The organism is Micromonospora sp. NPDC048040, from assembly GCF_055587185.1.
On sequence record NZ_JBVJGT010000023.1, the window covers coordinates 66,920 to 93,662 of the forward strand.

Consider the following 26,743-nt stretch of genomic DNA (forward strand, 5'->3'; position numbering starts at 1 on the left):
CACCCGGAACGCGGGCGGGCCCGGCCCCCGAGGTGGGGGCCGGGCCCGTCGGCGCGTTGTGCGACTACCAGCCGAGGTAGCTGGGCTGGGTCTGCACGTTCAGCTCGCGGTACCGGACGAGGTTCGCCGTCCAGGTCCGCCAGTCGGTCAGCTTCAGGACGTCGAAGCCCTTCTGCATGTCGTTGGAGTAGATGTAGCCGTTGTAGTAGTACGCGGACCAGGAACCGCCGCCGGTCAGCCGCTCGGTCGACAGCGGGCCCCGCTCCCAGAACGCGATCTCCTGGGGGTTGGCCGAGTCGGTGAAGTCGAAGACCGAGATGCCGCCCTGGTACCACGCCTGGACCATGATGTCGCGCCCGAGCACCGGGATCAGCGAGCCGTTGTGCGCCACGCAGTTCTCGGTGTCGGCGTTGGGCCGGGGGATCTTGTAGTAGCTGCGGAAGACCATCGTCCGGGCGTCGCCGCTACCGGTGATGTCGTAGATGGCGTCGGCGCCCCGGTTGGGACCGATGGCCTCGTTGCAGGTGGCCGCGCCGCCGCCGCCCAGCTCGTCGGTGAAGATCACCTTGGTGCCGGAGTTGTTGAACGTGGCCGAGTGCCAGAACGCGAAGTTGACCGTGTCGCGGACCTGGTTGATGACCCGCGGGGCCTCCCGGTTCGAGATGTCCATCAGGATGCCGTCACCCATGCAGGCGCCGGCGGCCAGGTTCTTCTCCGGGTACGCGGTGATGTCGTGGCAGCCGGTGGTCGCCGACCCGCCCGGGCGGCCCTCGTAGCCGCCGTCCGGGAAGACGTTCGGCGTGGCCACGACCGCCGCGTCGGTGGGATTCTTCAGCGGCACCTTGACGATGGAGATGGAGTCGTGCGGCGGCTGGCAGTCCGGGAACTCCGCGCGCGGGCTGTACGACGAGACGTACAGGTAGACCGTCTTGCGGTCCGTGCCCGGCACGAGGGTGTGGGTGTGCGAGCCGCAGGCCGTCTCCACCGCCTTGATGTAGCGCGGGTTGGCCTTGTCGCTGATGTCGAAGACCTTGATGCCCTCCCAGGACTCCTTGACCGTCGCCGACGATCCGGTGCTGTTGCAGGAGTCGTCGCTGCGGGGCGCGTCGGTGGAGAGGAAGAGCAGGTCGCCGTGGACGGAGATGTCGTTCTGCGACCCGGGGCAGTAGACCTGCGACACGACCGTCGGCGCGGTCGGCCGGGAGACGTCGTAGACGACGAACCCGTTGTAGTTGCCGGCGAAGGCGTAGCGGCCCTGGAAGGCGAGGTCGCTGTTCGTGGCGTTCAGCGGGGCCTGCTTCGGCAGGTTGGCGACCTGCCGAAGGTTGGGGCTGCTGACGATCTCGTCGACGCCGGGGATGGTGTAGGTGGTGTCCACCGTGCCGGAGGGCGCCGAGGGTGCCGCGACCCCGGCATTTCCCGATGGGGCGGTGGCGACGCTGGCGAGGAGGAGGCCGGCCGCGGCCAGGCTTACCGTGGTGAGCCGCCGGGCCCGCGGCGTGCGAAGTGTGATCATCGGCGAGGCCCTTCGCAAGGGGTTGGCGATTGTCGACACCTTACCGTCCGATGAGATGCGTCGATGTGATCTGGGTCACATGTTGGTGTCTCCGTCAATGGATACGATCGCCGTGACCTCTACCGGCGGAGTGGCCCATGATCAACCGACGCGCACGGATCCTGGCCGTCGTCACATCCGTGTTCGTGGTGTCGGTGGTGGCCGTCGTCCTGTCCCGGTCCGGCGACGACTCGACCGCGCCCCCCGCGCAGCCGGTTGCCGCCCCCGCGTCGGCGTCGGCGCCCGTCGATCCGGCCCGGCCCGCCGTGATCGTGCCGGGCCGACCGGGGGAGAGCGCCGCGGTCCGCCCCGCCGAGGAACTGCGCGACGCCGCCCCCACGTCCCGGCACAACTCCATGGACGTCTGGTTCGTCCGGATGATGATCCCGCACCACGCCCAGGCCCTGGAGATGGCCGCGCTGGCCCCGGGCCGCGTCGCCGACCCGGACCTGCGCGCCCTCGCCGAGCGGATCCGGGCCAGCCAGGGCCCGGAGATCGGCATGATGCGGGGCTGGCTGCAGACCCGTGGGCTCTCCCCGGACGCGCCGGGGCACGACCACGGGACCATGCGGGGCATGCAGTCGCCCGAGGCGATGCGCCAGCTCGCGGTCGCGCGGGGCGCCGAGTTCGACCGGCTCTTCGTCCGGATGATGACCGAGCACCACCAGGGCGCGGTCCAGATGGCCACCGACCTGCTCAAGGTCGGCGCCGACCTCACCCTGTCGGAGTTCGCCAACTCCGTCGCCACCGAGCAGGCCGTCGAGATCGACCGGATGCGCGACGTGCTGGCCCCCTGACCCGGCCCGGCGGGTGGTCCGGCCGGGCGCGCGGTGATCCGCGGGCGGCGTCGGCACGTACGCTGGGTGACCGTGAACCGCACGATCTTCGGCCGCCCGCTGCGCAGCGTCGCCTTCGACGTCTTCGTCGTCGGCCTGGTGGTGCTCTTCGGCCTCGCCGGCATGGTGAACCAGCCCGGCGGGTGGAAGGCCGCCCTCGTCGGCGCCGCGATGGCGGTGGCGCTGCTGTTCCGCCGGTCCCACCCGTCGGCGGTCGCCGCCGTCGTGGCGGTGCTCGCGCTGGTCCAGGTGTTCGCCGGCTGGGGCCCACTGGCCTTCGACATCGCGGTGCTGGTCGCCCTCTACAGCGTCGTGAAGTACGCCGACCGCCTCCGCGACGGCATCCTCGCCGGGATCACCGCCGCCGTCGGGGTGGTCCTCGCCGCCCTCCAGACCGAGAGCACCGTCGCCTGGTGGGCGACCGCGATCTATATCGGGCTGGTCACCGGGGCGGTCTGGCTGGTCGCGCTCAACGTGCGGACCCGCCGGCTCTACGTGCTCAGCCTCGAGGAGCGGGCCGCCACCCTGGAGCGGGAACGCGAGGCGGAGGCGCGTGCCGCCGTCGCCGGGGAGCGCACCCGCATCGCCCGCGAGCTGCACGACGTGGTGGCGCACAGCATGGCGGTCATGATCGTGCAGGCCGACGGGGCGCGGTTCATGCTCGACCGCGACCCGGAGACCGCCAGGAACGCGGTGAAGGTGGTCGCCGACACCGGCCGCCAGGCGCTGGAGGAGATGCGCCGGCTGGTCGGCGTACTGCGGGAGCCGAGCCCGCCCGACGCGGCGGCCGGCCCCGGCCCGACGGACGAGCCCGACGGCGCGGGGGTGGCCGCCGACCCGGAGCACCGCCGGCTGGCGCTGACCGAGCTGCCCGCTTTGCTCGACCGGTTCCGCGCCGCCGGCCTGCGGGTGCGCCACACGGTCACCGGGCAGCCCGTGCCGCTGCCGGCCGGCCTGGAGCTGACCCTCTACCGGGTCGTGCAGGAGGGGCTGACCAACGCGCTCAAGCACGCGGGGGTCGGCGCCGCCGTCGAGGTCACCCTCGACCATGCCCGCGACGCCGTGGTGGTCCGGGTGCTCGACGACGGGCGTGGCCGCCCGCCGGTCAGCCCGGCCCCGTCCGGCGGGCACGGCCTGGTCGGCATGCGCGAGCGGGTGAGCGTGTACGACGGCAGCCTCACCGCCGGCCCGCGACTGGCCGGGGGCTGGCAGGTCGAGGCGCGGCTGCCGCTACCGTCGACGCCCGGGACGACGGAGGTGATGGCGGCATGACGGTCCGCGTGGTGATCGTGGACGACCAGGCGCTGGTCCGCGCCGGCTTCCGGATGGTGCTGGACTCCCAGCCCGACCTGGAGGTCGTCGGCGAGGCGATCGACGGCGCCGACGCGCTGCGGGTGCTGGCCCGGGTCGAGGCCGACGTGGTGGTGATGGACGTCCGGATGCCGACCATGGACGGGGTGGAGGCGACGCGCCGGATCTGCGGGGACCGCCCCGCCGGGTCGCCCCGCGTGCTCGTGCTCACCACCTTCGACACCGAGGCGGACGCCTTCGCCGCGCTCCAGGCCGGCGCCAGCGGCTTCCTGCTCAAGAACGTCCCGCCGGAGGAGCTGCTCGCCGCCATCCGGGTGGTCGCCCAGGGCGACTCCGTGGTCGCCCCGTCCATCACCCGCCGGCTGCTCGACCGCTTCGCCGGCAGGCTCGGCCCGGGCCCCGCCGAGGACCCGCGCCTCGCCCAGCTCACCGAACGGGAACGGGAGATCCTCCTGCTGGTGGCGCAGGGGCTCTCCAACGCCGAGATCGCCGCCCGGGTGCACGTCGCCGAGGCGACCGTGAAGACGCACGTCGGGCGGATCCTGGCCAAGCTCCAGCTCCGCGACCGGGTGCAGGCGGTGGTGCTGGCGTACGAGAGCGGCCTGGTCACCCCGGGCGGCTGAGCCGGCGTACGACTCAGGTCGTACGGGTCCGCCCGGTCAGGGCCGCCTGCGGTCGCAGCGGGGTCGAGCGCCTGGGTGGACGCCCTCGGACCGCCGCGCCCATAGCGTCGGAGACGTCCCAGTCACGATCTCCACGGGGAGCTCCACGTGTCCGTCGCACCTCCCGCGCACGCCACCGCCGGCGTCGCGGTCTCCGCCCGCGGCCTGTCCAAGCGGTACGGCGCCGGCCAGGCCGCCGTCGTCGCCCTCGACGGCGTCGACGTCGACTTCGCCGCCGGTCGGTTCACCGCCATCATGGGCCCGTCCGGCTCCGGCAAGTCCACCCTGATGCACTGCCTCGCCGGCCTGGACCGTCCCACCGCGGGCAGCGTACGCATCGGCGACGCCGACCTCTCCCGGCTCGACGACAAGCGGCTCACCCTGCTGCGCCGCGACCGGGTCGGCTTCGTGTTCCAGAAGTTCAACCTGCTGCCGGCGCTGACCGCCGAGGAGAACATCGTGCTGCCGCTGGCGATCGCCGGCCGCCGGCCGGAGCGGGCCTGGCTGCGCCAGGTCGTCGCCGCGGTGGGGCTCGCCGACCGGCTCGGCCACCGGCCCGCCGAGCTCTCCGGCGGGCAGCAACAGCGGGTGGCGGTCGCCCGCGCGCTGATCACCAAGCCGTGGGTGATCTTCGCCGACGAGCCGACCGGCAACCTGGACTCGCGCTCCGGCGCGGAGGTGCTGCGCCTGCTCCGCGAGGCCGTCGACACCCTCGGCCAGACCGTGATCATGGTCACCCACGACCCGACGGCCGCCGCGCACGCCGACCGGGTGCTCTTCCTGGCTGACGGCCGGCCGGTGCGGGACCTCACCGCGCCGACCGCCGAGCGGGTGCTCGACACCCTCGCCGGCCTCGACTCGGCGCGCGTGCCGGCCGCCGGCCGCGAGGCGGTGGCCCGGTGATCCGGCTGACCCTGCGCCAGCTCCGCGCCGAGGCGCTGCGCCTGCTGCTCTCCTCGCTGGCCATCGTGCTCGGCGTCGCCTTCATCGCCGGCACGCTGATCTTCGTCGACGGAATGCGCGCGGGAGCGTACGACCAGGCCGGGACGTTCGACCGGCACACCGACCTCGCCGTGTACTCCGCCACCAAGGACCCGCTGCCGACCGCGCTGGTCGACCGGGTGCGCGCGCTCGACGGGGTCGCCGCCGCCGAGGGGGAACTGCTCGGCTCCGGCGGGGTCGTCGGCGCCGACGACCGCCCCGTGCTCGGCTACGCCGTCCTCGCGGCGATCCCCGTCGACCCGGCGCTGCGCTCGTACGACGTGGTGGCCGGGCGGCTGCCCGACCGCCCCGGCGAGGTGGTGCTGGACGCGCCCACCGTGGCCGAGGAGGGCTTCACCCTCGGCGGGCCGGTACGCGTCGGCGGCAGCAAGGGAGCGGCCCGCCCGTACACCCTGGTCGGCACGGTCGACGTGGCCGGCACCCCCCGCGACGTCGGCGGCCCGTTCATCGGCCTGGTCGGCGCGGACGCCATGGCCGTGACCGGGCAGCGGGGCTACGACCGGATCATGGTGGCCGCCGACCCGGGCGTGACCGACGCGGCGCTGGCCGACCGGGCCGCCGAGGCGGCCGGAGCCGGCGCGACCGTCAAGACGCGCCAGCGGATCCTCGACGACGCGGTCGAGGACGCGGTCCGCGACCTGGAGCAGTTCAACATGGTGCTGCTGACCTTCGCCGGGGTCGCGGTGGTGGTCGCCGGCTTCGTCATCGCCAACACCTTCGCCATCGTGCTCGCCCAGCGGACCCGGCGCACGGCGCTGCTGCGGCTCGTCGGCGCGACCCGGGGGCAGCTGTTCCGGGCGGCGCTGCTCGAGTCCGCCGTGATCGGCGCCGCCGCCTCCGCGGTCGGCGTGCTGTTGGGCGTCGCCCTGGCCGGCGGCATGAACCAGCTCATGACGCGGCTGGACGTGCCGGTCACCGGCGGGCTCACCCTCACCGCCCCGACCGTGCTGCTCAGCCTGCTGCTGGGCACCGCGATCACGGTCGGCGCCGCCCTGCTGCCCGCGTGGCGGGGCACCCGGGTGCCGCCGGTCGCCGCGCTCACCGACGCGGCGGTCCAGCCCGCCCGCGGTGCCGGCCGGCTCCGGCTCGCCAGCGGTGCGCTGGTCTTCGTCGCCGGTATCGCCGCGCTGGTGGTGGCCGCGTCCGCCGTCCAGGTGGTGCTGGTGGCGCTCGGCGGGGTGCTGACCTTCTTCGGCATCGTGCTGTTCGGGCCGGTGCTCGTCCCGGCGCTGGTGCGGGTGCTGGGCTGGCCCGCCCGGAAGCTGTTCGGCGCCACCGCCGGCCTGGCCGTGGCCAACGCGGTGCGCAACCCGCGCCGCATCGCGGCGACCGCGACCGCCCTGGTCATCGGCATCGGACTGGTGTCGGCCTTCGTGGTGGGCGCGCGCAGCACCAAGGACGGCATCGAGCGCAGCGTGGACGCCGAGATCGGGGTCGACTGGCTGGTCACCGGGATCGGCGGCGACCTGCCCGCGCCGCTCGTCGGCGAGCTGCGCGCCCGGCCCGAGCTGGCGGTGGTGCACGAGCAGCGCAGCGCCGTCACCGCCGACGTCGAGGTCCGGGCCGCCCACCCCGCCCTGGTCGGCCGGACGCTGACCGGCGTCGTGGCGGGCGACGTCGACCGGCTCGCGCCCGGGTCGGTGCTGGTGCACCGGGAGTTGGCGGAGGCGCGGGGCTGGACGACCGACTCCACCGTCACCGTGCGGGGCCGGTCGTTCCGGGTGGCCGCGGTCGTCACCGACGACGGGCCGGTCCTGGCCGGCAGCTCCGTCCCGGCCGGTCACGTGATCGACGTGGTGGACGCCGACTTCACCGCGCTCTTCCCCGCCGAGCGGGGTTACCTCGCCGAGATCGACCCCGCCGACGGCGTCAGCGCCGACCAGGCCCGGGCCGCCATCGAGGCGGTGGTCGCCCGCTACCCGACGGCCAACCTGATGGACCAGGGGGCGTACAAGAAGATGCTCACCAGCACGGTCGACATGCTGCTCGCGTTCGTCACCGCGCTGCTCGGCCTGGCGGTGGTGATCGCGCTGGTCGGGGTGGCGAACACGCTGAGCCTGTCGGTCGTGGAGCGGACCCGGGAGAACGCCGTGCTGCGGGCGGTGGGCCTGACCCGGGGTCGGATGCGGGCCGTGCTGGCCGTCGAGGCGGTGCTGATGGCGCTGGTCGGCGCGTTGCTCGGGGTCGGACTCGGCACCGGCGTCAGCGCGGCCGCGATGGCCCTGCTGGCCCGGATCAGCGGGGACTTCGCCGTGGTGCTGCCGCTGGGGCAGCTCGGGCTGATCCTCGGGGTCGCCGTGGTGGCCGCCCTGGCGGCCTCGGTGCTGCCGGCCCGGCGGGCGCTGGCCCGGCCGGTGGTCGAGGCGCTCGGCGACCAGTGACATCCGCCGGCCGGTCCCGTCGCCCACTCCGGTGGCGGGACCGGCCAGCGGTGCCGGGTCTAGAGGTGCTCCACCACCGGCCCGGAGCACCGGTTGCGGGAGTCGAAGACGTACCGGGCGTGCCGGACGACCAGGTCGTAGTCGAACACGTCGTGGTCGGTGACCACCACCACCGCGTCCGCCGCCCGGATCTCCCGCTCGGTCAGCTCCACCACGAGGACCCCGCCGGGGATGTGGTGCGGCTCGGCGTACGGCTCCACCGCCCGCACGTCCGCGCCGAGCGCCTGCAGACGGCGGGCCACGTCGACCGCGGGGGAGTCGCGCATGTCGCCGGTGTTCTTCTTGTACGCCAGCCCGAGCAGCAGCAGCCGGGCCCCGCTGATCGTGCGGCCGGTCCGGTTCAGCCCGCCCATGATCCGCTGCGCCACGTGCTCGGGCATCTCGTGGTTGACGTCGTTGGCCAGCTCGATGAACCGGAACTGCCGCCCGAGGCGCCGCTTGACCTGCCAGGACAGGTAGCACGGGTCGATCGGCAGGCAGTGCCCGCCGACGCCGGGGCCGGGCCGGAACGGCATGAACCCGAACGGCTTCGTCTCGGCCGCCTCGATCGCCTGCCAGACATCGATGTCCAGGTGGTGGGAGAGCATGGTCAGCTCGTTGATCAGGGCGATGTTGACCTGGCGGAAGGTGTTCTCGATCAGCTTGGTCAGCTCGGCCACCTGGGTGGAGCCCACCGGCACGGTCCGCTCCACGATCCGCCGGTAGAACCCGTCCACCCGGGCGAGGGAGTCCGCGTCCACCCCGGAGACGACCTTCGGGGTGTTCTCCAGCCGCCACGTCTGGTTGCCCGGGTCGATCCGCTCGGGGCTGTAGCCGAGGTGGAAGTCGCCCGGGCTGCGCAGCCCGCTGGCCGACTCCAGCAGCGGGCGCAGCAGTTCCTCCGTGGTGCCGGGGTAGGTGGTCGACTCGAGCACCACCGCGCAGCCCGGCCGGACGTACGGGCCGATGCCGATGCCGGCCTGCTCGACGAAGCTGAGGTCGGGCGTGCCGTCGCGCAGCGGCGTGGGCACCGTGATCACGCAGATGTCGAAGCCCTCGGCGTCGGCGTACTCGGTGCTCGGGTGGTACCGGCCGCTGGCCAGCGCCCGGCCCAGCCGGTCGGCGGGGATGTCCTCGACGAACGACTCGCCCGACGCGAGCCGCTTGACCCGGTCGGAGTCGACGTCCAGGCCGATCACGTCCAGGCCCGCCTCGACGGCCCGCATGGCCAGTGGCAGGCCGACGTACCCCTGGCCGATGACGACCAACTTCTCAACGCTCACCCGGACTCCCGAGGCAGACGGAAACAACCTGCTTGGGAGCCTAGAGCGACCTCTGTGCCCGTAAGTCCGTTTTGGGATTACCGGTGCCGCCGGGACCCGCGGAGTGTCGGCAGTGCGTCACCGTGAGCATCGCCCGCCGGGAATGCGGCGGCACGGGTGCCGAGATCAGGCCGAACGGTGCGTCACCGCGCCGCCGCCCCGCCACCCGGCGGGTTTGTGTCGTCAGACGGCGTGCCGCTCGGCGCCGGGGACGTGGGCCCCGTCGGCGCGCCCGGCGAAGAGCCATCGCTGGGCGTCGGATCCGTGCTGCCCGTCGGCTCCGGGGACTCCGGGCCGGCCGTCTGGCTCGGCTGGGGCGACTCCGGCGGCACGGTGGCCGACGGCGACGGGCTGGAGGTGGACCCGGCAGGACGGAACGGCCGACCCCGGTCCGGGTTCTGCTCCTGCTCGGTCGGCGCCTCCGCGCTCGGCACGGCGGCCGGCGCCGTCGTCTTCGGCACGTTTACCGCGGGCGCGTCGGTGTCCCTCGTCGCGCCGAGCGCCGCGCCGAGGCCCGCCAACGCCACCAGCACCGCCGCGGCCGCGCCCACCAGGGGGCCGCGGCGCTTCTTCCGCCCGGCCGCGGCCGGCACGACCGGGACGTCGGTGCGGGTGCCCGGGTCGGCGCCGCGCAGCGCGGCGACGCCGGGGGCGGGCACCATGGCGGTCGCCGCCGACGGGTCGGAGACCGCGGCGCGGGCGGCCTGGGCCATCGCGGCCCCGCTGCTGAACCGGTCGCCCGGATCCTTCGCCAGGGCGCGGGAGACCAGCGCGCGAACGGCCTCCGGGATGTCGTGCGGCAACTCCGGCGGCTCGTCGTCGAGGTGCCGGACGGCGACCTGGAGCGGGTTGTCGCCGGTGAACGGCGGGCTGCCGCTCAGGCAGCAGTAGGCGACGGCGCCGAGGGCGTAGATGTCGGTGGCCCCCGAGACCGGCCGGCCGGCGGCCTGCTCGGGCGCCATGTAGAGCGCGGTGCCGGGCACCGCGTTGGTGCTGGTGATGCTCGTGACGTTCGTCGACCGGGCCACGCCGAAGTCGACCAGCACCACGCTGCCGTTCTCCTGCACCAGCAGGTTGCTCGGCTTGACGTCGCGGTGCACGATCCCGCCGAGGTGCGCGGCGTGCAGCGCCTGCGCGACCTGGGCCACGATCGCCATCGTCTCGCCGACGTCGAGCCGACCGGCGGCCTCGATCCGCTTGGACAGCGGCTGGCCGGTCACGAACTCCATGACCAGGTAGTCGGCCCGGCCGCCGTCGGGCAGGTCGTCCTCGCCGCAGTCGAAGACCTGGACGATGCCGGGGTGCCGCAGAGCGGCCATGATTCGTGCCTCGGCGCGGAAGCGGGCGATGAAGTCGGGGTCGGAGACCAGGGCGGGCAGCAGGACCTTGACCGCGACCTGACGGCCGAGGACGAGGTCCTTGGCCCGCCAGACGTCGCCCATGCCGCCCGTGGCGACACGCTCGTCCAGGCGGTACCGACCGCTGAGTACGACCTCCGATGACAACACAGCACCACCGTACCCAGAGCGGCGGAGAACGGCGCGCGGTGAGCGGGCCGGCCGGCCGGCGCGACCCGCCCCACGGCGGGCTGTGCGCCGACGGTCGCCTCCGATATGGTGTGACCGCCCGGGGACGCCCCGTGACGAGATCCGCCCGCCGCCACCGTACGCTGGACGAACGCCCCTTGGCGTGGGCGTGCTTGGGCGCAGCGTCCCGGGCGTGCCCCGCGTTACGGCGACCCGCCATCCGATCAGGTAGATAAATCTCACTCTTTTGCCGACCGGGGCCGACTTGTCCGATCGGCCCGGTGCTCCTACCGTTAGCCCGACTCGGGCCCGCCCCACGGCACGGCCGGCGCCGCGCCGCCGGCCGTGCCGCCGTGGCGAGAGTCCAGAACTACCGTCCGGGCCGCCGCGGTCCCGGGCGTGACCAGGTCAGCGGGGGGCTGAGGGTGCGGGAACAGGTCCGGGTGCCGGACCGTGCTGGCGTCGCGCACGCCCGGGTAGGCGTGCGCCACCCCGGCATGTCCGGGAAGCGGAGGCGGCGGTCCCGTGTCCGCTGAGCTGAACGACGCGGTCGCGGCGGCGCAGGCCGGCGACGAGGACGGCTTCCGCTTCCTCTACCGCAGCCTCCAGCCTGGTCTGCTGCGGTACCTGACCGCCCTGGTCGGCGTCGACGCCGAGGATGTCGCCTCGGAGACGTGGCTGCAGATCTCCCGCGACCTGCCCAGCTTCACCGGCGGCGAGTTCCGGGCGTGGACGGTGACCATCGCCCGTAACCGGGCCATGGACCACCTGCGGCGGCAACGCCGCCGTCCGTCGCTGCCGGTGCCGGTGCAGGCGCTCAGCGAACTGGCCGGCGACGCCGACACCGCCGAACGGGCCGGCGAGACCATCGGCACCGAGGCGGCGCTGGCGTTGATCGCCACCCTGCCGCCCCGCGAGGCCGAGGCGGTCCTGCTCCGCGCCGTCATCGGGCTGGACGCCGAGACCGCCGGACGGGTGCTCGGCCGCCGGCCCGGTGCCGTGCGCACCGCCGCCCACCGGGGTCTGCGCCGCCTCGCCGCCCTGATGGCACGCTACGACCTGTCCCAGCCGCCGGCCGACCCCGAGGGAGCCACCCCGCCGCGTCCGCGCGCCGGTCGGCGGCAGGCGCCGCACGCCGAGCCAGCGGACGGTTGACGTGAGGGGAATCAGATGACCTTCCGCCGGAGCGAGCGGCCCGCCGACCGGGCCGAGTCCGACCGGCTGCTCGACGCGGCCCGCGCCGGCTCGCCCGACGCCGCCGACCCGGAGTCGCTCGCCCGGCTGCTCTCGGCCGCGGCGGCCCCCGCCCGCCCCGGCGAACTGGCCGGCGAGGAGGGCGCGCTGGCGGCCTTCCGGGCCGCCCGCGCCGCCGCGCCCGCCACCACCGCCGCGACGCGGCCACCGCGCGGACGCCGGTTCACCGCCGGCGCCGTGGCCTGGGCCGCCGGAATCGCGGTCGCCGCGACGGCGGGCGCCGCCTTCGCGGCCGTCACCCTGGACCGCCCCGACGACCCGGCCCCGCCGCCGCGCCCGCCCACGCCGGCACCGGCCACCACGGGTACGGAGCAGGGTGGGTCGACCGGCGCCACCGGCAGTGGCGGCACCCCCTCCGACGCGCCCACCGGCGGCTCGCGCGGCCCGTCCGCCGCCCCCACGTCCGGTGCGGCCACCCCCGGCGCCCCGGGCGGTGGCGGGCCACGACCGCCGGAGCAGCGCACCGAGCAGATGCGGGGGCTCTGCCAGGCGTACCTGGCCAGGCCGCCGGCCCAGCGGGAGAACACGCTGGACAGCCCCACGTACGCCGGCGTGGTGACCGCGGCGGGCGGCCGGGAGAACGTCGACGCCTTCTGCCGGGAGTTGGCGCCCGAGGCGGAGCCGAGGAACTCGAGGAGGGCCGAGCTCACGACGGCGCCGTCCCCGGAGGCGACCGGCTGATCGCCCTGCTCGTTCCGGCCGGCCACACGAAATCCGTCTGTTAGAACAGAAGTGGTGGGCCGCCGACGCCCTGCCGATGACGGTGGGTGGCGCTACGGTGGCACGGTCCGGAAGTCGGCGCGGGGAAGGGAGCCCGTCCTGTGGTGACGTCGCCGGAACTCGACCGGAGCATCGTCCTGCGGGAGCGCGCCGCAGCCGCGGGTCACCTCGCCCGGATCTGCTTCAAGACCGGCCCGCCGACCCACACCGGCGTCGAACTCGAATGGACCGTGCACGACGCCGCCGACCCCGCCCGCCCCGTCGACGGCGAGCGGCTCCGGGCGGCGCTGGGGCGGCACAGCCCCCCGACCCTCGACCGCGCGAGCCCCGCCGCACCGCTTCGTCACGGTGGCACCGTGACCGTCGAGCCCGGCGGGCAGTTGGAGATCTCCACCGCGCCCCGCACCTCGCTCGCCACCCTCGTCCAGGCCACCGACGGCGACATCGCCCAGCTGAGCGGCCTGCTCGCCGCCGCCGGGCTGGTCCTCGGGCAGAGCGGCATCGACCCCCACCGGCCACCCCGGGCGGTGGTCGAGACCCCCCGTTACCGCGCCATGCGGCACGTCTTCGACCGGCGTGGCGCCGCCGGCCGGACGATGATGTACAGCACGGCCGGCCTGCAGGTCTGCCTGGACGCCGGAGAGCCGGAGCACCTGCCGGCCCGCTGGGCGACGGTGCACGCGCTCGGGCCACCCCTGCTGGCCGCCTTCGCCACGGCCACCCGGCACGCCGGCCGGGCCACCGGCTGGGCGTCCGCGCGCATGGCGGCCTGGTTCGCCATCGACCCGGCCCGCACCCGGCCCGTGTGGACGCCGGAGCGGGCCGACGTCGACCCGGTCGCCGCCTGGACCGACTACGTCCTCGCCGCGCCGCTGCTCTGCCTACGCGGCGGCGGTCCCGACTGGACGCCGCCGCCGGCCGTCAGCTTCGCCGACTGGGTCGACGGGGCGCTGCCCCGACCGCCGACCACCGACGACCTCGACTACCACGTGAGCACGCTGTTCCCGCCGGTGCGCCCCCGCGGCTACCTGGAGCTGCGCTACCTCGACGCACAGCCCGGCCGGGGCTGGGCGGTCGCGCTCGCGGTGGTGGCCGCCCTGCTCGCCGAGCCCGGCACCGTGCACGCGGCCCGCGCCGTCGCCGGCCCGGTGGCGCACCGCTGGCGTGCCGCCGCCCGGCACGGCCTGCGCGACCCGGCGCTGGCCGCCGCCGCCGTGGAGCTGTTCGACCTGGCCCTGACCGCCCTGCCCCGGCTCGGCCTGCCGGCGGCCCTGCACGACGACATCGACCGAGGCGTACGGCGGCGACGGGCCGCCGCGGGGAGGAGGCACGCGTGACCGGAGCGACCATGCAGCGGCCGGGCGCGGAGCAGTTGCGCAGCCGGATCGCGGCGGAGCTGGAACGCACCCGCGCCCGCACGGCGCTGCTGACCGAGGCGGTCGACGAGGCCGACCTGGTGCGGCAGCACTCGCCGCTGATGTCCCCGCTGGTGTGGGACCTCGCGCACGTCGGCAACCAGGAGGAACTCTGGCTGGTCCGGGACGTGGGTGGCCGCGAGCCGGTCCGGCGGGACATCGACGACCTGTACGACGCGTTCAAGCAGCCCCGCCGGGACCGCCCGTCGCTGCCCCTGCTGCCGCCCGAGGAGGCCCGCGCCTACCTGCTCACCGTCCGGGACAAGGTGCTCGACCTGCTGGACAGGGTCGCGTTCACCGACCGTCCGTTGGTCGCCGACGGCTTCGCCTTCGGCATGATCGTGCAGCACGAGCAGCAGCACGACGAGACGATGCTCGCCACCCACCAGCTCCGCACCGGCCCTGCGGTGCTGCACGCCCCGCCGCCGCCGCAGCCGCGCACCCGGGTCGGCGGCGAGGTGCTGGTGCCGGCCGGTGAGTTCACCATGGGCACCGACACCGACCCGTGGGCGCTGGACAACGAGCGCCCCGCCCACCGGGTCCACCTGCCGGCGTACGTCATCGACGCCACGCCGGTGACCAACGGCCGCTACCGCGAGTTCATCGCCGACGGCGGCTACGACGACCCGCGCTGGTGGAGCCCGGCCGGTTGGCGGCACCGCCGGGAGGCGGGGCTCTCCGCGCCGATGCACTGGCGGCGCGACGGCGACGGCTGGGCCTACCGGCGCTTCGGGCGGTGGGCCCCGGTCCGCGACGACGAGCCGGTGGTGCACGTCTGCTACCACGAGGCGCAGGCGTACGCGGCCTGGGCCGGCAAGCGGTTGCCGACCGAGGCGGAGTGGGAGAAGGCGGCCCGCTGGGATCCGGCCACCGGCCGTTCCCGCCGCTACCCGTGGGGCGACGACGACCCCACCGCCGCGCACGCCAACCTGGGGCAGCGGCACCTGTGGCCGGCCCCGGTGGGCGCCTACCCGGCGGGCGCCTCGCCGCTGGGCGTGCACCAGCTCATCGGCGACGTGTGGGAGTGGACCTCCACCACCTTCCGGGGGCATCCGGGCTTCACCGCGTTCCCCTATCGCGAATACTCGGAGGTCTTCTTCGGCGACGACTACCAGGTGCTGCGGGGCGGGTCGTTCGGCACCGACCGGGCCGCCTGCCGGGGCACCTTCCGCAACTGGGACTACCCGATCCGGCGGCAGATCTTCAGCGGCTTCCGCTGCGCCCGCGACGCCCGGCCCGAGGAGTCGCAGCCGTGAGGACGGCCGCCTGATGTGCCGCCACCTGGCCTACCTGGGGCCGCCGGTCACCCTGCGGGAGCTGCTGTTCGACCCGCCGTACGCCCTGGTGCGGCAGTCCTGGGCGCCGCGCGACATGCGCGGCGGCGGGACGATCAACGCCGACGGCTTCGGCGTCGGCTGGTATCCGGGCTCCGGCGAGCCGGTGCGCTACCGGCGGGCCCAGCCGATCTGGAGCGACCCCACGATCGCGCAGCTCGCGGCGGTCACCTCCGCCGGCGCCGTGCTGGCCGCCGTCCGCTCCGCCACGGTCGGCATGGCGGTGCTCGACGGGGCCGCCGCCCCGTTCGCCGAGGGGCCCTGGCTGTTCAGCCACAACGGCGTGGTGCGGGGCTGGCCCGACACGATGGTCCCGCTCGCCGGCACCCTGCCCGTACGCGACCTGCTCACCCTGGACGCGGCCACCGACTCGGCGCTGCTCTGGGCGCTGGTCCGGCACCGGCTGCGGGCCGGGGTGAAGCCCGCCCGCGCGATCGCCGAGACCGTGACGGCGGTGGCCGCGGCGGCCCCCGGGTCCCGGCTCAACCTGCTGCTCACCGACGGCCACACCGTGGTGGCCAGCGTGGCCGGGCACGCGCTGTCGATCCGCGCGACCCCGGCCTCGGTGCTGCTGGCGTCCGAACCGCACGACGACGACCCCGGCTGGCAGGCGGTGCCGGACGGGCAACTGGTGGAGGCGACCGCGACGGGGGTGCGTCTGCGTGCCCTCGCCGAGGTCTGACCGCCGGCCGACAGGGACGTTCCGACGACGAAGGGGAAGACATGGGCGCCGAGCCGCTGGAGATCCACCTCGAGGAGCAGGACCTCGGCCGCAGCCTGCGGGAGGACGTCCGCGCCGGCCTGACGGCCGAGCCCAAGTGGCTGCCGCCCAAGTGGTTCTACGACGCCCGTGGCAGCGAGCTGTTCGAGGAGATCACGCGGCTGCCGGAGTACTACCCGACCCGGGCCGAACGCGCCGTGCTGGCCGAACGGGCGGGCGAGATTGCCGAACTGACCGGCGCGAAGACGCTGATCGAGCTCGGTTCGGGCTCGTCGGAGAAGACCCGGCTGCTGCTGGACGCGTTCACCCGGCGGGGCGGCCTCGGCACGTTCGTGCCGCTGGACGTGTCGGTCAGCGCCCTGCGCCAGTCCACCGTCGAGATCGCGGCCGACTACCCGGGGCTGCGGGTGCGCGGCATCGTGGGGGACTTCACCCGTCACCTGGACCGGCTGCCGACCGGCGGGCGGCGGCTGGTGCTCTTCCTCGGCGGCACCATCGGCAACCTCCTGCCGGCCGAGCGGGCGCGGTTCCTGGGCGCGATGCGGGGCGCCCTGGAGGCGGGGGACTGGCTGCTGATCGGCACCGATCTGGTCAAGGACCCGGCGGTCGTCGTGCCGGCGTACGACGACGCGGCCGGGGTCACCGCCGAGTTCAACCGCAACGTGCTGCGGGTGGTCAACCGGGAGTTGGGCGCCGACTTCGACCCGGAGGCGTTCGCCCACGTGGCGCTCTGGGACCCGGCGCGGGAGTGGATCGAGATGCGGCTGCGCGCGCTCCGGCCGATGCGGGTCCGGGTGCTCGACCTGGCGGTCACCTTCGCCGAGGGCGAGGAGTTGCGCACGGAGGTGTCCGCGAAGTTCCGGCCCGAGGGCATCGCCGCGGAGCTGGCGGCGGCCCGCTTCGCCGTCCACGACTTCTGGACCGACCCGGACGGCCTGTTCGGCGTCACCCTGGCCCGCGCGGAGTGACCGGGACCGGCCGGCCGGCGGCGCGTGACGATCTTCACCCGTGGTGCCCGGCCCGGCCGGTGGTCGGCTAGGCTGGGCGGCGCGAAGGGGAGTAGCCCCCAATGTCGTGGTCGACACACTGGTGCGTTCCGCATCCGGCCACGCGGCCTCGTCATCCGAGGCGGGCGAGACCTTCGACTCAGGCTGTCGCAGCCGGGTCGAGGGCGCCCCGTACCTCCTCCCGGCGTGATCCGGAAGGATGTCATGGAAGGTTTCCTCGTCGCGCTGGCGGTCAGCTTCGGCGTCATCTTCGTCGCCGAGCTGGGCGACAAGTCCCAGCTGATGGCCCTGACCTTCGCCACCCGCTTCAAAACCGTGCCGGTCCTGATCGGCATCACCGTCGCCACGGCCGTCGTGCACCTGGCCTCAGTGGCGATCGGCTACGGCCTTGGCGCCGCGCTCCCGACGGAGTGGATCTCGCTGGTGGCGGGCCTGGCGTTCCTCGGCTTCGGCGCATGGACCCTGCGCGGGGACACGCTCACCGAGGAGGAGAAGCGCAAGGCCGAGAAGTCCAGCAAGTCCGCCATCGTGGCGGTGTCGGTCGCGTTCTTCCTGGCGGAGCTGGGCGACAAGACCATGCTCGCCACCATCACCCTCGCCACCCAGTACGGCTGGTTCGGCACCTGGCTCGGCTCGACGGTCGGCATGGTGGCGGCGGACGCGCTGGCCATCCTGGTCGGGCGGATGCTCGGCAAGCGGCTGCCGGAGAAGACCATCAAGTACGGCGCCGCCGCGCTCTTCGCCATCTGCGGCCTCTGGCTGATCCTGGAGGCGGTCGCGCAGCTCACCTGACGCCGACTACCGCCCGGCGGGCCGGGTATGGCCAGCGGGTGGGCGTCGAGGAGGTGCTGCGCCACGGCTACGAGTCGCTGGTCGCCGCGGTGGAGGTCGCCGGCGCGGTGGTCATCTTCGTCGGCGCGGCCTGGGCGGCGCTGCGGTTCGTGGTCGAAGGGCTGCGGCACCGCAGCGCCGCCGTGTTCACCCCGATCCGGCTCTCCCTGGGGCGGTTCCTCACCCTCGGGATCGAGTTCCAGCTCGCGGCGGACATCCTGCGTACGGCGGTCTCGCCGACCTTCACCCAGATCGGGCAGCTGGCGGCCATCGCCACCATCCGGACCGCGCTGAACTACTTCCTCGGACGGGAGATCCGCCAGGAGCAGCGGCAGGTGGGGGAGACGGAGGACGGCAGGTGACCCCTGTCCTGGCCGCCGCCACCATCGCGCTGGCCACGCTCGCCGGCCTGGCGGTGCTGGTCGGCACGCGTTCCTGGCGTTGCGCGCTGCGGGCGTTGCTGGATCTGCTCACGGCCGCCGGCCTGCTGCGGCTGGCCGTCGACCAGGGCTGGGCGGAGCTGGCGGCCGCGGCGGCGATCGTCCTGCTGCGCCGGCTGCTGTGGGCCGCGCTCACCGGCGCGGCGTCGCCACGACTATCGGCGGCCTCCAGCGGGCAAGAAGATCACCACCTACCGTTGCGGTAGGAGGCGAAACCGGAGAAAGCGGGAGGACTGCCACATGGGTAAGCATGACGAGCCGAACGAGTACGGCTTCGCCGGAGACGCCACCGCCCCGCAGCCGCCGGCCGGTGGGCGGGCCGACGAGCAGGACCGGGCGGAGGAGGTGGCGGTGCCGGCCGACGACCTGATGGAGCCGGTCAGCGACGCCCTCGCCGACGAGCAGGAGGAGCGCCGGGCGGCCGAGCGGCGTCGCTGACCCGTCCGGGCTCCGGCGGGCCGGTCGCCGTCCCGCCGGAGTTCCGCTCGGCTTTTGGCCGCGGCTGTCCCGGGTCAGCCCTCGGCCGTTTCGGGTCAGCCGTCGGCCGTCCGGGTCAGCCGTCTCCGCGCTGGTAGACGTCCGGCACGCCGTCGTGGTCGGCGTCCACGCGTTCCGCCTCGGCGATCCGCCGGTAGGCGGCGTTGCGCCGGACCAGCACGACCGCGGCGAGCAGCGCCGCGATCACCGAGCCGGTGAGCACAGCCGCCTTGACGTTGTCGTCGGCCGCGCTGCCGCCGCCGAACGCGAGTTCGCCGATCAGCAGGGAGACGGTGAACCCGACCCCGGCGAGCAGCGCCACCCCGAGCAGGTCGGTCCAGGTGATGTCCTCGTCGAGCTGGGCGCGGGTGAAGCGGGCGAGCAGGAACGTCGAGCCGAAGATCCCGACGGCTTTGCCGACCACCAGGCCGGCGACGACGCCGATCACGATCGGGTCCGTGACGATCGCGCCCAGGTCGGCCCCGCGCAGCGACACCCCGGCCGCGAAGAACGCGAAGACCGGTACGGCGAAGCCGGCGGAGACCGGGCGCCAGCGGTGCTCCAGGTGCTCGGCGAGCCCGTGCGTGCCGCCGTCCCTGCCCAGGACCGGCACCGTGAAGCCCAGCAGGACGCCCGCCACGGTGGCGTGCACCCCGGAGGCGTGCACGAGTGTCCACGCGGCCACCGCGAGCGGGATCAGGGCCCACCACCAGGTCCTGCGGCGCTGCACGAGCAGGCCGAAGACCGCGATCGGGGCGAGCGCGGCGAGCAGCGGCAGCGGGCTGAAGTCGTCGGTGTAGAAGATCGCGATGACGGTGATCGCGAGCAGGTCGTCGACGACCGCGAGGGTGAGCAGGAAGGCCCGCAGGCCCTGCGGCAGGTGGGAGCCGATGACGGCCAGCACGGCCAGGGCGAAGGCGATGTCCGTCGCGGTGGGAATGGCCCAGCCCCGCAGGCCGTCGCCGCCGGCGGCCAGGTTGACCGCGACGTAGATCAGCGCCGGTAGCGCCATTCCGCCGACCGCCGCGACCACCGGCAGGGCCGCCCGCCGCGGGTCCCGCAACTCGCCGACGACGAATTCCCGCTTCAGTTCCAGCCCGACCACGAAGAAGAAGACCGCGAGCAGGCCGTCGGCCGCCCAGGCGGAGAGGCTCAGGTCGAGGTGCAGGCCCGCCCCGCCGGCCCACGGCACCCAGCCGCCGAGGACCTGGTAGGCGGACTCCCAGGGCGAGTTCGCCCAGACCAGCGCGATCACCGCGCCGAGCAGGAGGAGACCGCCGCCGACCGTCTCGGTCCGCAGCACGTCGGCCAGGAAGCGGGCCTCCGGCCAGGACGTACGCGAGAAGAGCCGGCGGGTCGGGCGGGAGGGGCCGGTGTGCGGGGCGCGGTCGCTCATGCGCGATGTCCACCTTGGTGTCGGGGCAGCAGGGGGCAACTGCCGACCAGGCTTCCCGGCACACCGTCACCGACCCTATCCATCGCCGCCGCCACCGGCGAGTCGGGACAGTTCATGGTCGGAAACGTCACGCCCGTTCGTTTCTCCCCGCGTCCCGGGACGCCGCAAGCCCGTTTGTCCGTTGGTGGGCCAGGCGCAGATGTCAAGGGGTGAAAATACATAACTCAGGACATAGGTCGTATGAGTCGCTTTAATGGTTTCACGAGATGTAAGTCGACCTTGGGGGTTTTCGTGAAGTTCTTTGGCGTTACCGGCCTGGTACGGAGGCGCGCCTGATGGACCTGTACCGCCAACTCCGCCTCGTGCGTCGGCACTGGTGGATCGTGCTCCTCACCGTCATGGTCGCGCTCGGCGTCACCGCTCTCGTCACCGTCCGGGCCCAGCCCCGGTACGTCGCCTCGGTGACCTTCTTCGTCACCACGCCGAGCCAGGGCGTCACGGACGCCTACCAGGGCGGCCTCTTCCTCCAGCAGCGCGTCAAGTCGTACGCGGAGCTGCTGACCAGCGACCGGCTGGCGCAGAGCGTGGTGGCCGAGAACGCGATCGGGCTCACCGCCGAGGAGGTTCAGCGTCGGGTCAGCACGTCCACCGAGACGGGCACCGTCCTGCTGCGGGCGTCGGTGACCGACACGGACCAGAACCGGGCGCTGAGGGTCACCGAAGCGCTCTCCGCGCAGTTCGTGGGGCTGGTGCAGAAGGTGGAGACGACCCAGGACGGCAAGGCCGGCCCCATCAAGATCGAGGTGGTCAGCGGGCCGCGGGTCAGTTCGAGCCCCGTCTCGCCGCAGCCGGTGCGCAACGTCGTCATCGGGACGCTGCTGGGCCTGCTCGCCGGCGTGGGCCTGGCGATCCTGCGCGGGGTGGCCGACGTCCGGCTGCGCGACGCCGCCGCCCTGCAGCGCACCACCGGCAGCCCGCTGCTCGGTGAGATCCCGTTCGAGAGCACGGCGAAGTCGGAGCCGTTGATCGTCGGCGACGCGGCGAGCTCCGCCCGCGCCGAGGCGGTCCGCAAGCTGCGCACCAACCTGCGCTTCGTCGACGTGCACGAGCCCGCCCGGGTCATCGCGGTCACCAGCGCCCTGCAGGGCGAGGGCAAGACCACGCTCTCCTGCAACCTCGCGATCGCCCTGGCCGAGGCCGGCTGGCGGGTGCTCCTGGTCGACGCCGACCTGCGCCGGCCGAAGGTCGCCGACTACCTGGGGCTCGACGCCGGCATCGGGCTCACCGACGTGCTCGTCGGCGACGTCCAGGTCGGCGACGTGGTGCAGCGCTGGGGCGACAAGTCCCTGCTGGTGCTGCCGAGCGGCTCGGCGCCGCCCAACCCCAGCGAGCTGCTCGGCTCGAAGGCGATGGCGGACCTGCTGCTCGCCCTGCGGGAGTCGGCCGACATCGTCATCATCGACACCGCCCCGCTGCTGGCGGTCACCGACGGCGTGGTGGTGGCCGTGCAGGCCGACGGCGCGCTCCTGGTCTCCCAGCAGGGACGCACCTCGCGGACGCAGGTGGCCGCCGCCGCGCGTTCCCTGCACTCGGTCTCCGTCCGGCTGCTCGGCTGCGTGCTGAACATGGCCAAGGTGGCCAAGGCCGAGGCCTACCAGTACGAGGCCTACCGGGTGGTGGCGGCCGGCGGGCCCGCGGACGTGCCGGCCGACCGGGCCAAGACCGCCCGGCACGCGGAGCGGATCGACGGCCGCAGCGACCGCACGCAGGAACTCACCCGGCTGTCCCGATGAGCGCCGCGAGGGGTCGCAGGGACCGTTCGATCTCCTCGGCGCAGCGTCGGAAGTCGGCGGCGGTCCCGCCGATCGGGTCCACCAGGTCGTCCGCGTCGGGAGTGGCGGGTTGCAGCCGCCCCCGGGCGCGGGCGGCCGCCCGGACCGCGGCCCGCACGGGTCCGTCGGCCGGGCCCGCGATCGCGTCGTCCGCCGGATCCGCGGCCTCGGCCAGCCGGGCGAACTGGCGCAGGGTGAACGTCCGGTGCAGCGCCGCCGGCGCGAGCGCGGTGCAGACCGAGCGCTGGCGTCGGGTGGCCGCCAGGACCAGCGTCGCCCCGACCAGGTGCTCCCCGCGCAACCGCCGGGTGCGGAAGCCGGTGGGGTCGCCGCCGGCCCACGTCGCCACCTCCGCCGCGTACGGGTGTATCGGCAGGCCGTCGACGGCGTCGGTGCCCGCGCTGGAGACCACGACCGGCTGCCCGGCCAGCAGGCGGCGGGCGAGGTACTCGGCCATCGGGGACCGGCACAGGTTGGCGTGGCAGACGAACAGCACGCGGTCGACCATCTGGACCCCTCTCGTCGGTGCTCGCGCGGGCAGCGCCGCATCGGCCGCCGGCCGTCTATGCCGGCCGGACGCGGAGGGGATGCGGGCATCGTACGCGGGCCGGCCGCGTCCACCACGCCGTGCCGCGCCGAACCGCCTGACCCGGACGGAGGCACGCCGATGAGGATCGGGATCCTGTCCTACCACTTCCCGCCCGAGCCGGCGTTCATCCCGGGCAGCCTCGCCGAGGAACTCGCGGTGCGGGGACACGAGGTGAAGGTGCTGACCGGCTTCCCCGACTATCCCGGCGGGCACGTCTACCCGGGGTGGCGACAGCGCTGGCGTCACGAGACCCGCAGCGAGCGGCTGACCGTCCGCCGGGTCCCGCGCTACAGCGCCGGCGACGGGTCGCTGCGCACGCGGATGGCCGGCTACCTCTCCTTCGCCGGCAGCGCCACACTGACCGGGCGGCCGTTCCTCGCGGACGTCGACGCGCTCTACGTCCACCTGCCGCCGGCGACCGCCTTCGCCGCCGCGGGCCTGCTGCGGCTGCTGGGCCGGGTGCCGACCGTCGTCCACGTGCAGGACGTCTGGGCGACGGACGAGTCGACCGGCGCCGGGAACGGGCGGTGGGCCGCGCGGATCGGCGCGGCGATGACCCGGGCCTACCGCGCCGCCGACCGGATCGCGGTCTCCGCGCCGTCGCTGCGGGACAGGGTCGTGGCCGCCGGCGCCGACCCGGCCCGGGTGCAGGTGGTGCTCAACTGGACCGACGAGCGGATCTTCCAGCCCGCGCGGCCCAGCGGCGCGGCGCGCCGGCTGGTGCGCCGCGACGACCGCTGCGTGGTGATGCACGCCGGGACCATCGGTGCCCGGCAGGGCCTGGAGACGGCGGTACGGGCGGCGGCGGCGCTGGACCGCACCATGGACCTCGTCCTGGTGGGCTCGGGCGCGGACGAGCGGCGGGTGCGGGGGCTCGCCGCCGAACTGCGCGCCGAGAACGTGCGCTTCGTCGAACGCCGGTCTCCGCTGGACATGCCGGAGCTGTACGCCGCCGCCGACTACCAGCTCGTCATGCTGCGCGACCTCCCGGAGCTGCGCAGCGCCCTGCCGGCGAAGCTCCAGGCGGCGTTCTCCTGCGCCGCGCCCGTGGTGGCCTCGGCCGGCGGCGACACCGCCGAGCTGGTGGAGCGGGCCCGGGCCGGGCTGTCCTGCCCACCGGAGGACTGGGCGAGCCTGGCCGACCGGTTCTGGCTGGCCGCCACCATCCCGCCGCCCGCCCGCGTGGACATGGGCCGGCGCGGCCGGGAGGCGTACCTGCGGGAGATGTCCATGCCGGCGGGCGTGGACCGGATCGAACGCCTGCTGTACGACGCGGCTGCCGGCCGCGCCACCGGCCGCTGAGCCGCGAGCGACACTCGCGTACCGGTCAATACCGTCATCTACCGGCGAAAACGCTCGTTACCTGTTAGGAACAGGCGGAGGAATGGGGTCTTCTGTCCGTTTCCGAAGGGACGTGTGGTGTGACGGAGAGCCAGAGAACGCGCCGGCGGCGGGGCCGGCCCCGGCGGCGTCGGCAGCTTCGCCGGGCACTTCTCGCCTGCCTCGTGGTGGGTTCGCTGCTTCTGCTGACGGGCGGCTGGGTGGGCTTCCGGGGCTGGCAGGCCCGCGCCCACCTGCTCAACGCCGCCGGGCTGGCCCGGGAGCTCAGCGCCCAGGTGGTCGGCGGCGACACGGCCCGCGCGCAGCGAACCCTGGCCGCGCTCCAGGAGCAGGCGGGCAAGGCCAGGTCGGCGACCGGCGACCCCGGCTGGTGGCTCGGCCGGCACACCCCGTACGCCGGGGACAACCTGGCCGCCGTGCGGCAGATCTCGGTCGCCGTCGACGACCTGGCCCGGCAGGCGTTCCCGCTGCTGCTCCGCACCGACCTGGCCAGCCTGGTGCCGGCGGGTGGGCGCCTCGACGTGGCCCGGCTGCGGACGGTCTCGGCGGAACTGACGACCGTCAACGCGGCCGTGCAGGGCACCCGGAGCAGCCTGGCCACGGTGCCCACCGACGGCCTGGTGAGTCAGGTCCGGCAGGCGCTCGTCGACCTGCGCGGGGAGATCGACCGCCTGGCGGGCCTCACCGCCGCGGCGGACCAGGCCACCAGGCTGCTCCCGCCCCTGCTGGGCGCCGCCGGCCCCCGCACCTATCTCGTGGTGTCCCAGAACCCGGCCGAGCTGCGCGCCACCGGCGGCATGATCGGCGCGTACGCCGTGATCCATGCCGACGAGGGCCGGGTCCGGATGGGGCGGCAGGGCACCAGCAGCGCGCTGGGCCGGTTCCAGCCGCCGTTGAAGGTGCCCACGGAGGTGCGTCACCTCTGGGCCGACCTGCCGGGCATCTATCCGGCGGACGTCAACCTCACCCCGCACTTCCCGACCGCTGCCGCGCTCTACCGGGAGATGTTCCGCCGGCGTACGGGGACCACGGTGGACGGCGTGCTCGCCGTCGACCCGGTGGTGCTGTCGTACCTGCTGAAGGCCACCGGCCCGGTGATGGTGCCCGGCGGCGTCCCGCTGGCCGCCGAGAAGGTCGTCCAGACGGTGCTCGGCGACAGCTACCAGCGGATGGACAACGAAGAGCAGGACGCCTTCTTCGCGGCCTCCGCCGCGGCCGTGTTCGACGCGTTGGTCACGAAGAAATACGACCCGAAGGGGTTATTGTCCGCTTTTGACCGTGCTGTCACCGAACGCCGGATATTGTTCTGGAGTGCCCGACCCGAAGAGCAGCGGACGATCGGCGACAGCCGAATGGCCGGGGTGCTTCCGGAGAAGGACACCGTGCCGACGGTCGGCGTGTTCCTCAACGACGGCAGCGGCGCGAAGCTCGGCTACTACCTCCGGCAGACGGCGACCCTCACCGTCGGCGACTGCCGGACCGACGGCCGCCGGGAACTCCGGCTCCGGGTCACCCTGCGCTCGTCGGCGCCCAAGTCGGGTCTCAGCAAGTCGGTCCTCGGCCTCGGCCTGGCCGGCGACCCGTACACCGCCCGCACGTTGGTGTCGGTGTACAGCCCCGCCGGCGGGACCGTGCTCACCACCCACCTCGACGGCGTCGAGACGGCGGTGGGCAGCGGCACCGAACGGCGCCGCCAGGTGACCACGGCGAACGTCGAGGTCGGCCCGGGAGGCTCCCGCACCATGGAGGTCACCGTGCTCACCGCGAAGACCGGCGTCGGTACGGCCGAGCTGTGGCTGACCCCCACCGCCACCCCATGGACCACCCAAGTTGTTTCCGCACCAAGCTGTGACCAGTAGGAGGGAACCAAACCATGCGGCTATCCCGCATCATCATGGCGCTCGCGGTCGGTCTGGCCGTGGTGGCCGCGCCGTCCGCCGCGGGGGCGGCGCAGCCGCAGCCGGCGCCGAGCGAGACCCAACCACCGCCCTACGCGCCCGGCCCCGCGACCCTCGCGGTAAGCCCGACGACCGTCCTGGTCGGTCAGACCGCCACGCTGATCGGCACCGGCTGGACGCCGGGCGAGACGGTCGTGATCACCGCCGGCCACGCGCCGCTCGCCGCCGCGGTACCGGGGGCCGAGCAGGCGCGGCGCAGCAACGGCGAGGTGGTCGCGATGGCGCCCGTCTCGTTCCAGCAGGCCCCGCAGCCGAACCCGAGGCGCTGGGAGGTCACGGTCGACGACGACGGCGAGTTCCGCACGACCCACACGCCGCGCCCCCACGGCACCCACACCTTCCGTGCCGTCGGTGAGTCGTCGGAGAAGGTGGCGACCGCGACGCTCACCGTGCTGAAGAAGCACGACCCGGCGCCGCTGCCCGTCACGGGTGACAGCCTGAGCACCCCGATGAAGTTCGGCGGCGGCCTCGTCGGCACCGGCGCGGTGCTCCTGCTGCTGTCGCTGGTCTGGCGCAAGCGCCACCGTTTCGGCATGGGGGCCGCGCGCTGACGGTGAGCGCCTTCCGGGCAGTGCCCGGGCACTGCGAAACGGCTGACGCCCGTCGGGAGGTTTCCCGGCGGGCGTCGGCTTGTTCTTTGGTCTTTGCGCGCTGGGAGTCGTGGTGGGGTGTTGTCTTGCGGTGCGTGGTGGTGGGGGTGTGGGGGGGGGGGGGGGGGGGGGGGGGGGGGGGGGGGGGGGGGGGGGGGGGGGGGGGGGGGGGGGGGGGGGGGGGGGGGGGGGGGGGGGGGGGGG

General features: G+C 74.5%; 24 protein-coding genes. 19 read left to right on the top strand and 5 right to left on the bottom strand.

All coding sequences use genetic code 11. The features are described from left to right. Positions 1 to 64: 64 nt before the first annotated feature. On the bottom strand, positions 65 to 1,516 hold the full coding sequence (locus tag ACZ6O2_RS21670) for an LVIVD repeat-containing protein (RefSeq protein ID WP_466024067.1): 1,452 nt from the start codon (positions 1,514 to 1,516) through the stop codon (positions 65 to 67). Between the two features lie 137 nt (positions 1,517 to 1,653). On the opposite strand from ACZ6O2_RS21670, the gene ACZ6O2_RS21675 reads away from it, so the two are divergent. From ACZ6O2_RS21675 to ACZ6O2_RS21695, 5 genes are all read left to right on the top strand, one after another. Continuing rightward, positions 1,654 to 2,352: a DUF305 domain-containing protein gene (locus ACZ6O2_RS21675; RefSeq protein WP_466024068.1), complete on the top strand. Its 699-nt coding sequence runs from the start codon at positions 1,654 to 1,656 to the stop codon at positions 2,350 to 2,352. 66 nt (positions 2,353 to 2,418) lie between these two features. Beyond that, positions 2,419 to 3,663 carry a sensor histidine kinase gene (locus ACZ6O2_RS21680; RefSeq protein ID WP_350707615.1) on the top strand — a complete coding sequence of 415 codons (1,245 nt, stop codon included), beginning with the start codon at positions 2,419 to 2,421 and terminating at the stop codon, positions 3,661 to 3,663. Further along, on the top strand, positions 3,660 to 4,325 hold the full coding sequence (locus tag ACZ6O2_RS21685) for a response regulator transcription factor (protein WP_350707617.1): 666 nt from the start codon (positions 3,660 to 3,662) through the stop codon (positions 4,323 to 4,325). The genes ACZ6O2_RS21680 and ACZ6O2_RS21685 overlap by 4 nt, the downstream gene beginning before the upstream one ends. Positions 4,326 to 4,472: 147 nt before the next feature. After that, positions 4,473 to 5,267, top strand: a complete 795-nt coding sequence (locus ACZ6O2_RS21690; protein WP_350707619.1) for an ABC transporter ATP-binding protein — start codon at positions 4,473 to 4,475, stop codon at positions 5,265 to 5,267. Further along, a complete protein-coding gene (locus ACZ6O2_RS21695; protein ID WP_466024069.1) occupies positions 5,264 to 7,747 on the top strand; it encodes an ABC transporter permease in 2,484 nt (827 codons plus the stop codon). Before ACZ6O2_RS21690 ends, ACZ6O2_RS21695 begins: the two co-directional genes overlap by 4 nt. A 59-nt stretch (positions 7,748 to 7,806) precedes the next feature. Here ACZ6O2_RS21695 and ACZ6O2_RS21700 read toward each other — a convergent pair whose 3' ends face one another. Together ACZ6O2_RS21700 and ACZ6O2_RS21705 are read right to left on the bottom strand one after the other, a co-directional pair. Next, positions 7,807 to 9,069 carry a nucleotide sugar dehydrogenase gene (locus tag ACZ6O2_RS21700; RefSeq protein ID WP_350707623.1) on the bottom strand — a complete coding sequence of 421 codons (1,263 nt, stop codon included), beginning with the start codon at positions 9,067 to 9,069 and terminating at the stop codon, positions 7,807 to 7,809. Between the two features lie 182 nt (positions 9,070 to 9,251). Further along, on the bottom strand, positions 9,252 to 10,616 hold the full coding sequence (locus ACZ6O2_RS21705) for a serine/threonine-protein kinase (protein WP_466024070.1): 1,365 nt from the start codon (positions 10,614 to 10,616) through the stop codon (positions 9,252 to 9,254). Between the two features lie 543 nt (positions 10,617 to 11,159). Between ACZ6O2_RS21705 and ACZ6O2_RS21710 the strand changes: the two genes are divergently transcribed. The 10 genes from ACZ6O2_RS21710 (at position 11,160) to ACZ6O2_RS21755 (ending at position 18,794) form a co-directional block, all read left to right on the top strand. Further along, positions 11,160 to 11,789, top strand: a complete 630-nt coding sequence (locus ACZ6O2_RS21710; protein WP_466024071.1) for an RNA polymerase sigma factor — start codon at positions 11,160 to 11,162, stop codon at positions 11,787 to 11,789. A 15-nt stretch (positions 11,790 to 11,804) separates the two neighbouring features. Then, the gene (locus ACZ6O2_RS21715; protein WP_466024072.1) at positions 11,805 to 12,569 is read left to right on the top strand and encodes a hypothetical protein; all 765 of its coding nucleotides are present in this window, start codon (positions 11,805 to 11,807) and stop codon (positions 12,567 to 12,569) included. A 140-nt stretch (positions 12,570 to 12,709) separates the two neighbouring features. Next, positions 12,710 to 13,945 (top strand): ergothioneine biosynthesis glutamate--cysteine ligase EgtA, encoded by a 1,236-nt coding sequence (egtA, locus tag ACZ6O2_RS21720; RefSeq protein ID WP_350707630.1) that lies wholly within the window; start codon positions 12,710 to 12,712, stop codon positions 13,943 to 13,945. Positions 13,946 to 13,956: 11 nt separating this feature from the next. Then, positions 13,957 to 15,279 carry an ergothioneine biosynthesis protein EgtB gene (gene egtB / locus ACZ6O2_RS21725; RefSeq protein WP_466024084.1) on the top strand — a complete coding sequence of 441 codons (1,323 nt, stop codon included), beginning with the start codon at positions 13,957 to 13,959 and terminating at the stop codon, positions 15,277 to 15,279. Positions 15,280 to 15,292: 13 nt separating this feature from the next. Then, on the top strand, positions 15,293 to 16,039 hold the full coding sequence (gene egtC / locus ACZ6O2_RS21730) for an ergothioneine biosynthesis protein EgtC (RefSeq protein WP_350707632.1): 747 nt from the start codon (positions 15,293 to 15,295) through the stop codon (positions 16,037 to 16,039). Between the two features lie 41 nt (positions 16,040 to 16,080). After that, positions 16,081 to 17,046 (top strand): L-histidine N(alpha)-methyltransferase, encoded by a 966-nt coding sequence (egtD, locus tag ACZ6O2_RS21735; protein WP_466024073.1) that lies wholly within the window; start codon positions 16,081 to 16,083, stop codon positions 17,044 to 17,046. Positions 17,047 to 17,289: 243 nt separating this feature from the next. Then, complete coding sequence (locus tag ACZ6O2_RS21740) at positions 17,290 to 17,877, top strand: TMEM165/GDT1 family protein (RefSeq protein WP_350707636.1); 588 nt, start codon at positions 17,290 to 17,292, stop codon at positions 17,875 to 17,877. A gap of 38 nt (positions 17,878 to 17,915) precedes the next feature. Continuing rightward, positions 17,916 to 18,278, top strand: a complete 363-nt coding sequence (locus tag ACZ6O2_RS21745) for a DUF1622 domain-containing protein (RefSeq protein ID WP_466024074.1) — start codon at positions 17,916 to 17,918, stop codon at positions 18,276 to 18,278. Beyond that, positions 18,275 to 18,562 carry a hypothetical protein gene (locus ACZ6O2_RS21750; RefSeq protein WP_466024075.1) on the top strand — a complete coding sequence of 96 codons (288 nt, stop codon included), beginning with the start codon at positions 18,275 to 18,277 and terminating at the stop codon, positions 18,560 to 18,562. Before ACZ6O2_RS21745 ends, ACZ6O2_RS21750 begins: the two co-directional genes overlap by 4 nt. Before the next feature lie 34 nt (positions 18,563 to 18,596). Next, a complete protein-coding gene (locus ACZ6O2_RS21755) occupies positions 18,597 to 18,794 on the top strand; it encodes a hypothetical protein (RefSeq protein WP_350707640.1) in 198 nt (65 codons plus the stop codon). 115 nt (positions 18,795 to 18,909) lie between these two features. Here the strand turns inward: ACZ6O2_RS21755 and nhaA are convergent, their stop codons facing one another. After that, positions 18,910 to 20,229, bottom strand: coding sequence for a Na+/H+ antiporter NhaA (nhaA, locus tag ACZ6O2_RS21760; protein ID WP_466024076.1), 1,320 nt, complete (start codon positions 20,227 to 20,229; stop codon positions 18,910 to 18,912). Positions 20,230 to 20,564: 335 nt separating this feature from the next. On the opposite strand from nhaA, the gene ACZ6O2_RS21765 reads away from it, so the two are divergent. Further along, entirely contained in the window at positions 20,565 to 22,022 is a 1,458-nt protein-coding gene (locus tag ACZ6O2_RS21765) for a tyrosine-protein kinase domain-containing protein (RefSeq protein WP_466024077.1), read from the top strand. Here the strand turns inward: ACZ6O2_RS21765 and ACZ6O2_RS21770 are convergent. Further along, a complete protein-coding gene (locus tag ACZ6O2_RS21770; RefSeq protein ID WP_466024078.1) occupies positions 22,003 to 22,569 on the bottom strand; it encodes an arsenate reductase/protein-tyrosine-phosphatase family protein in 567 nt (188 codons plus the stop codon). The genes ACZ6O2_RS21765 and ACZ6O2_RS21770 overlap by 20 nt on opposite strands. A 159-nt stretch (positions 22,570 to 22,728) precedes the next feature. Between ACZ6O2_RS21770 and ACZ6O2_RS21775 the strand changes: the two genes are divergently transcribed. The 3 genes from ACZ6O2_RS21775 (at position 22,729) to ACZ6O2_RS21785 (ending at position 26,500) form a co-directional block, all read left to right on the top strand. After that, positions 22,729 to 23,952 (top strand): glycosyltransferase family 4 protein, encoded by a 1,224-nt coding sequence (locus ACZ6O2_RS21775; protein WP_350707646.1) that lies wholly within the window; start codon positions 22,729 to 22,731, stop codon positions 23,950 to 23,952. A 206-nt stretch (positions 23,953 to 24,158) separates the two neighbouring features. Further along, positions 24,159 to 25,850, top strand: coding sequence for a DUF4012 domain-containing protein (locus ACZ6O2_RS21780; protein WP_466024079.1), 1,692 nt, complete (start codon positions 24,159 to 24,161; stop codon positions 25,848 to 25,850). Positions 25,851 to 25,864: 14 nt separating this feature from the next. Beyond that, on the top strand, positions 25,865 to 26,500 hold the full coding sequence (locus ACZ6O2_RS21785) for a hypothetical protein (RefSeq protein ID WP_466024080.1): 636 nt from the start codon (positions 25,865 to 25,867) through the stop codon (positions 26,498 to 26,500). The last annotated feature ends 243 nt before the right edge of the window (positions 26,501 to 26,743 follow it).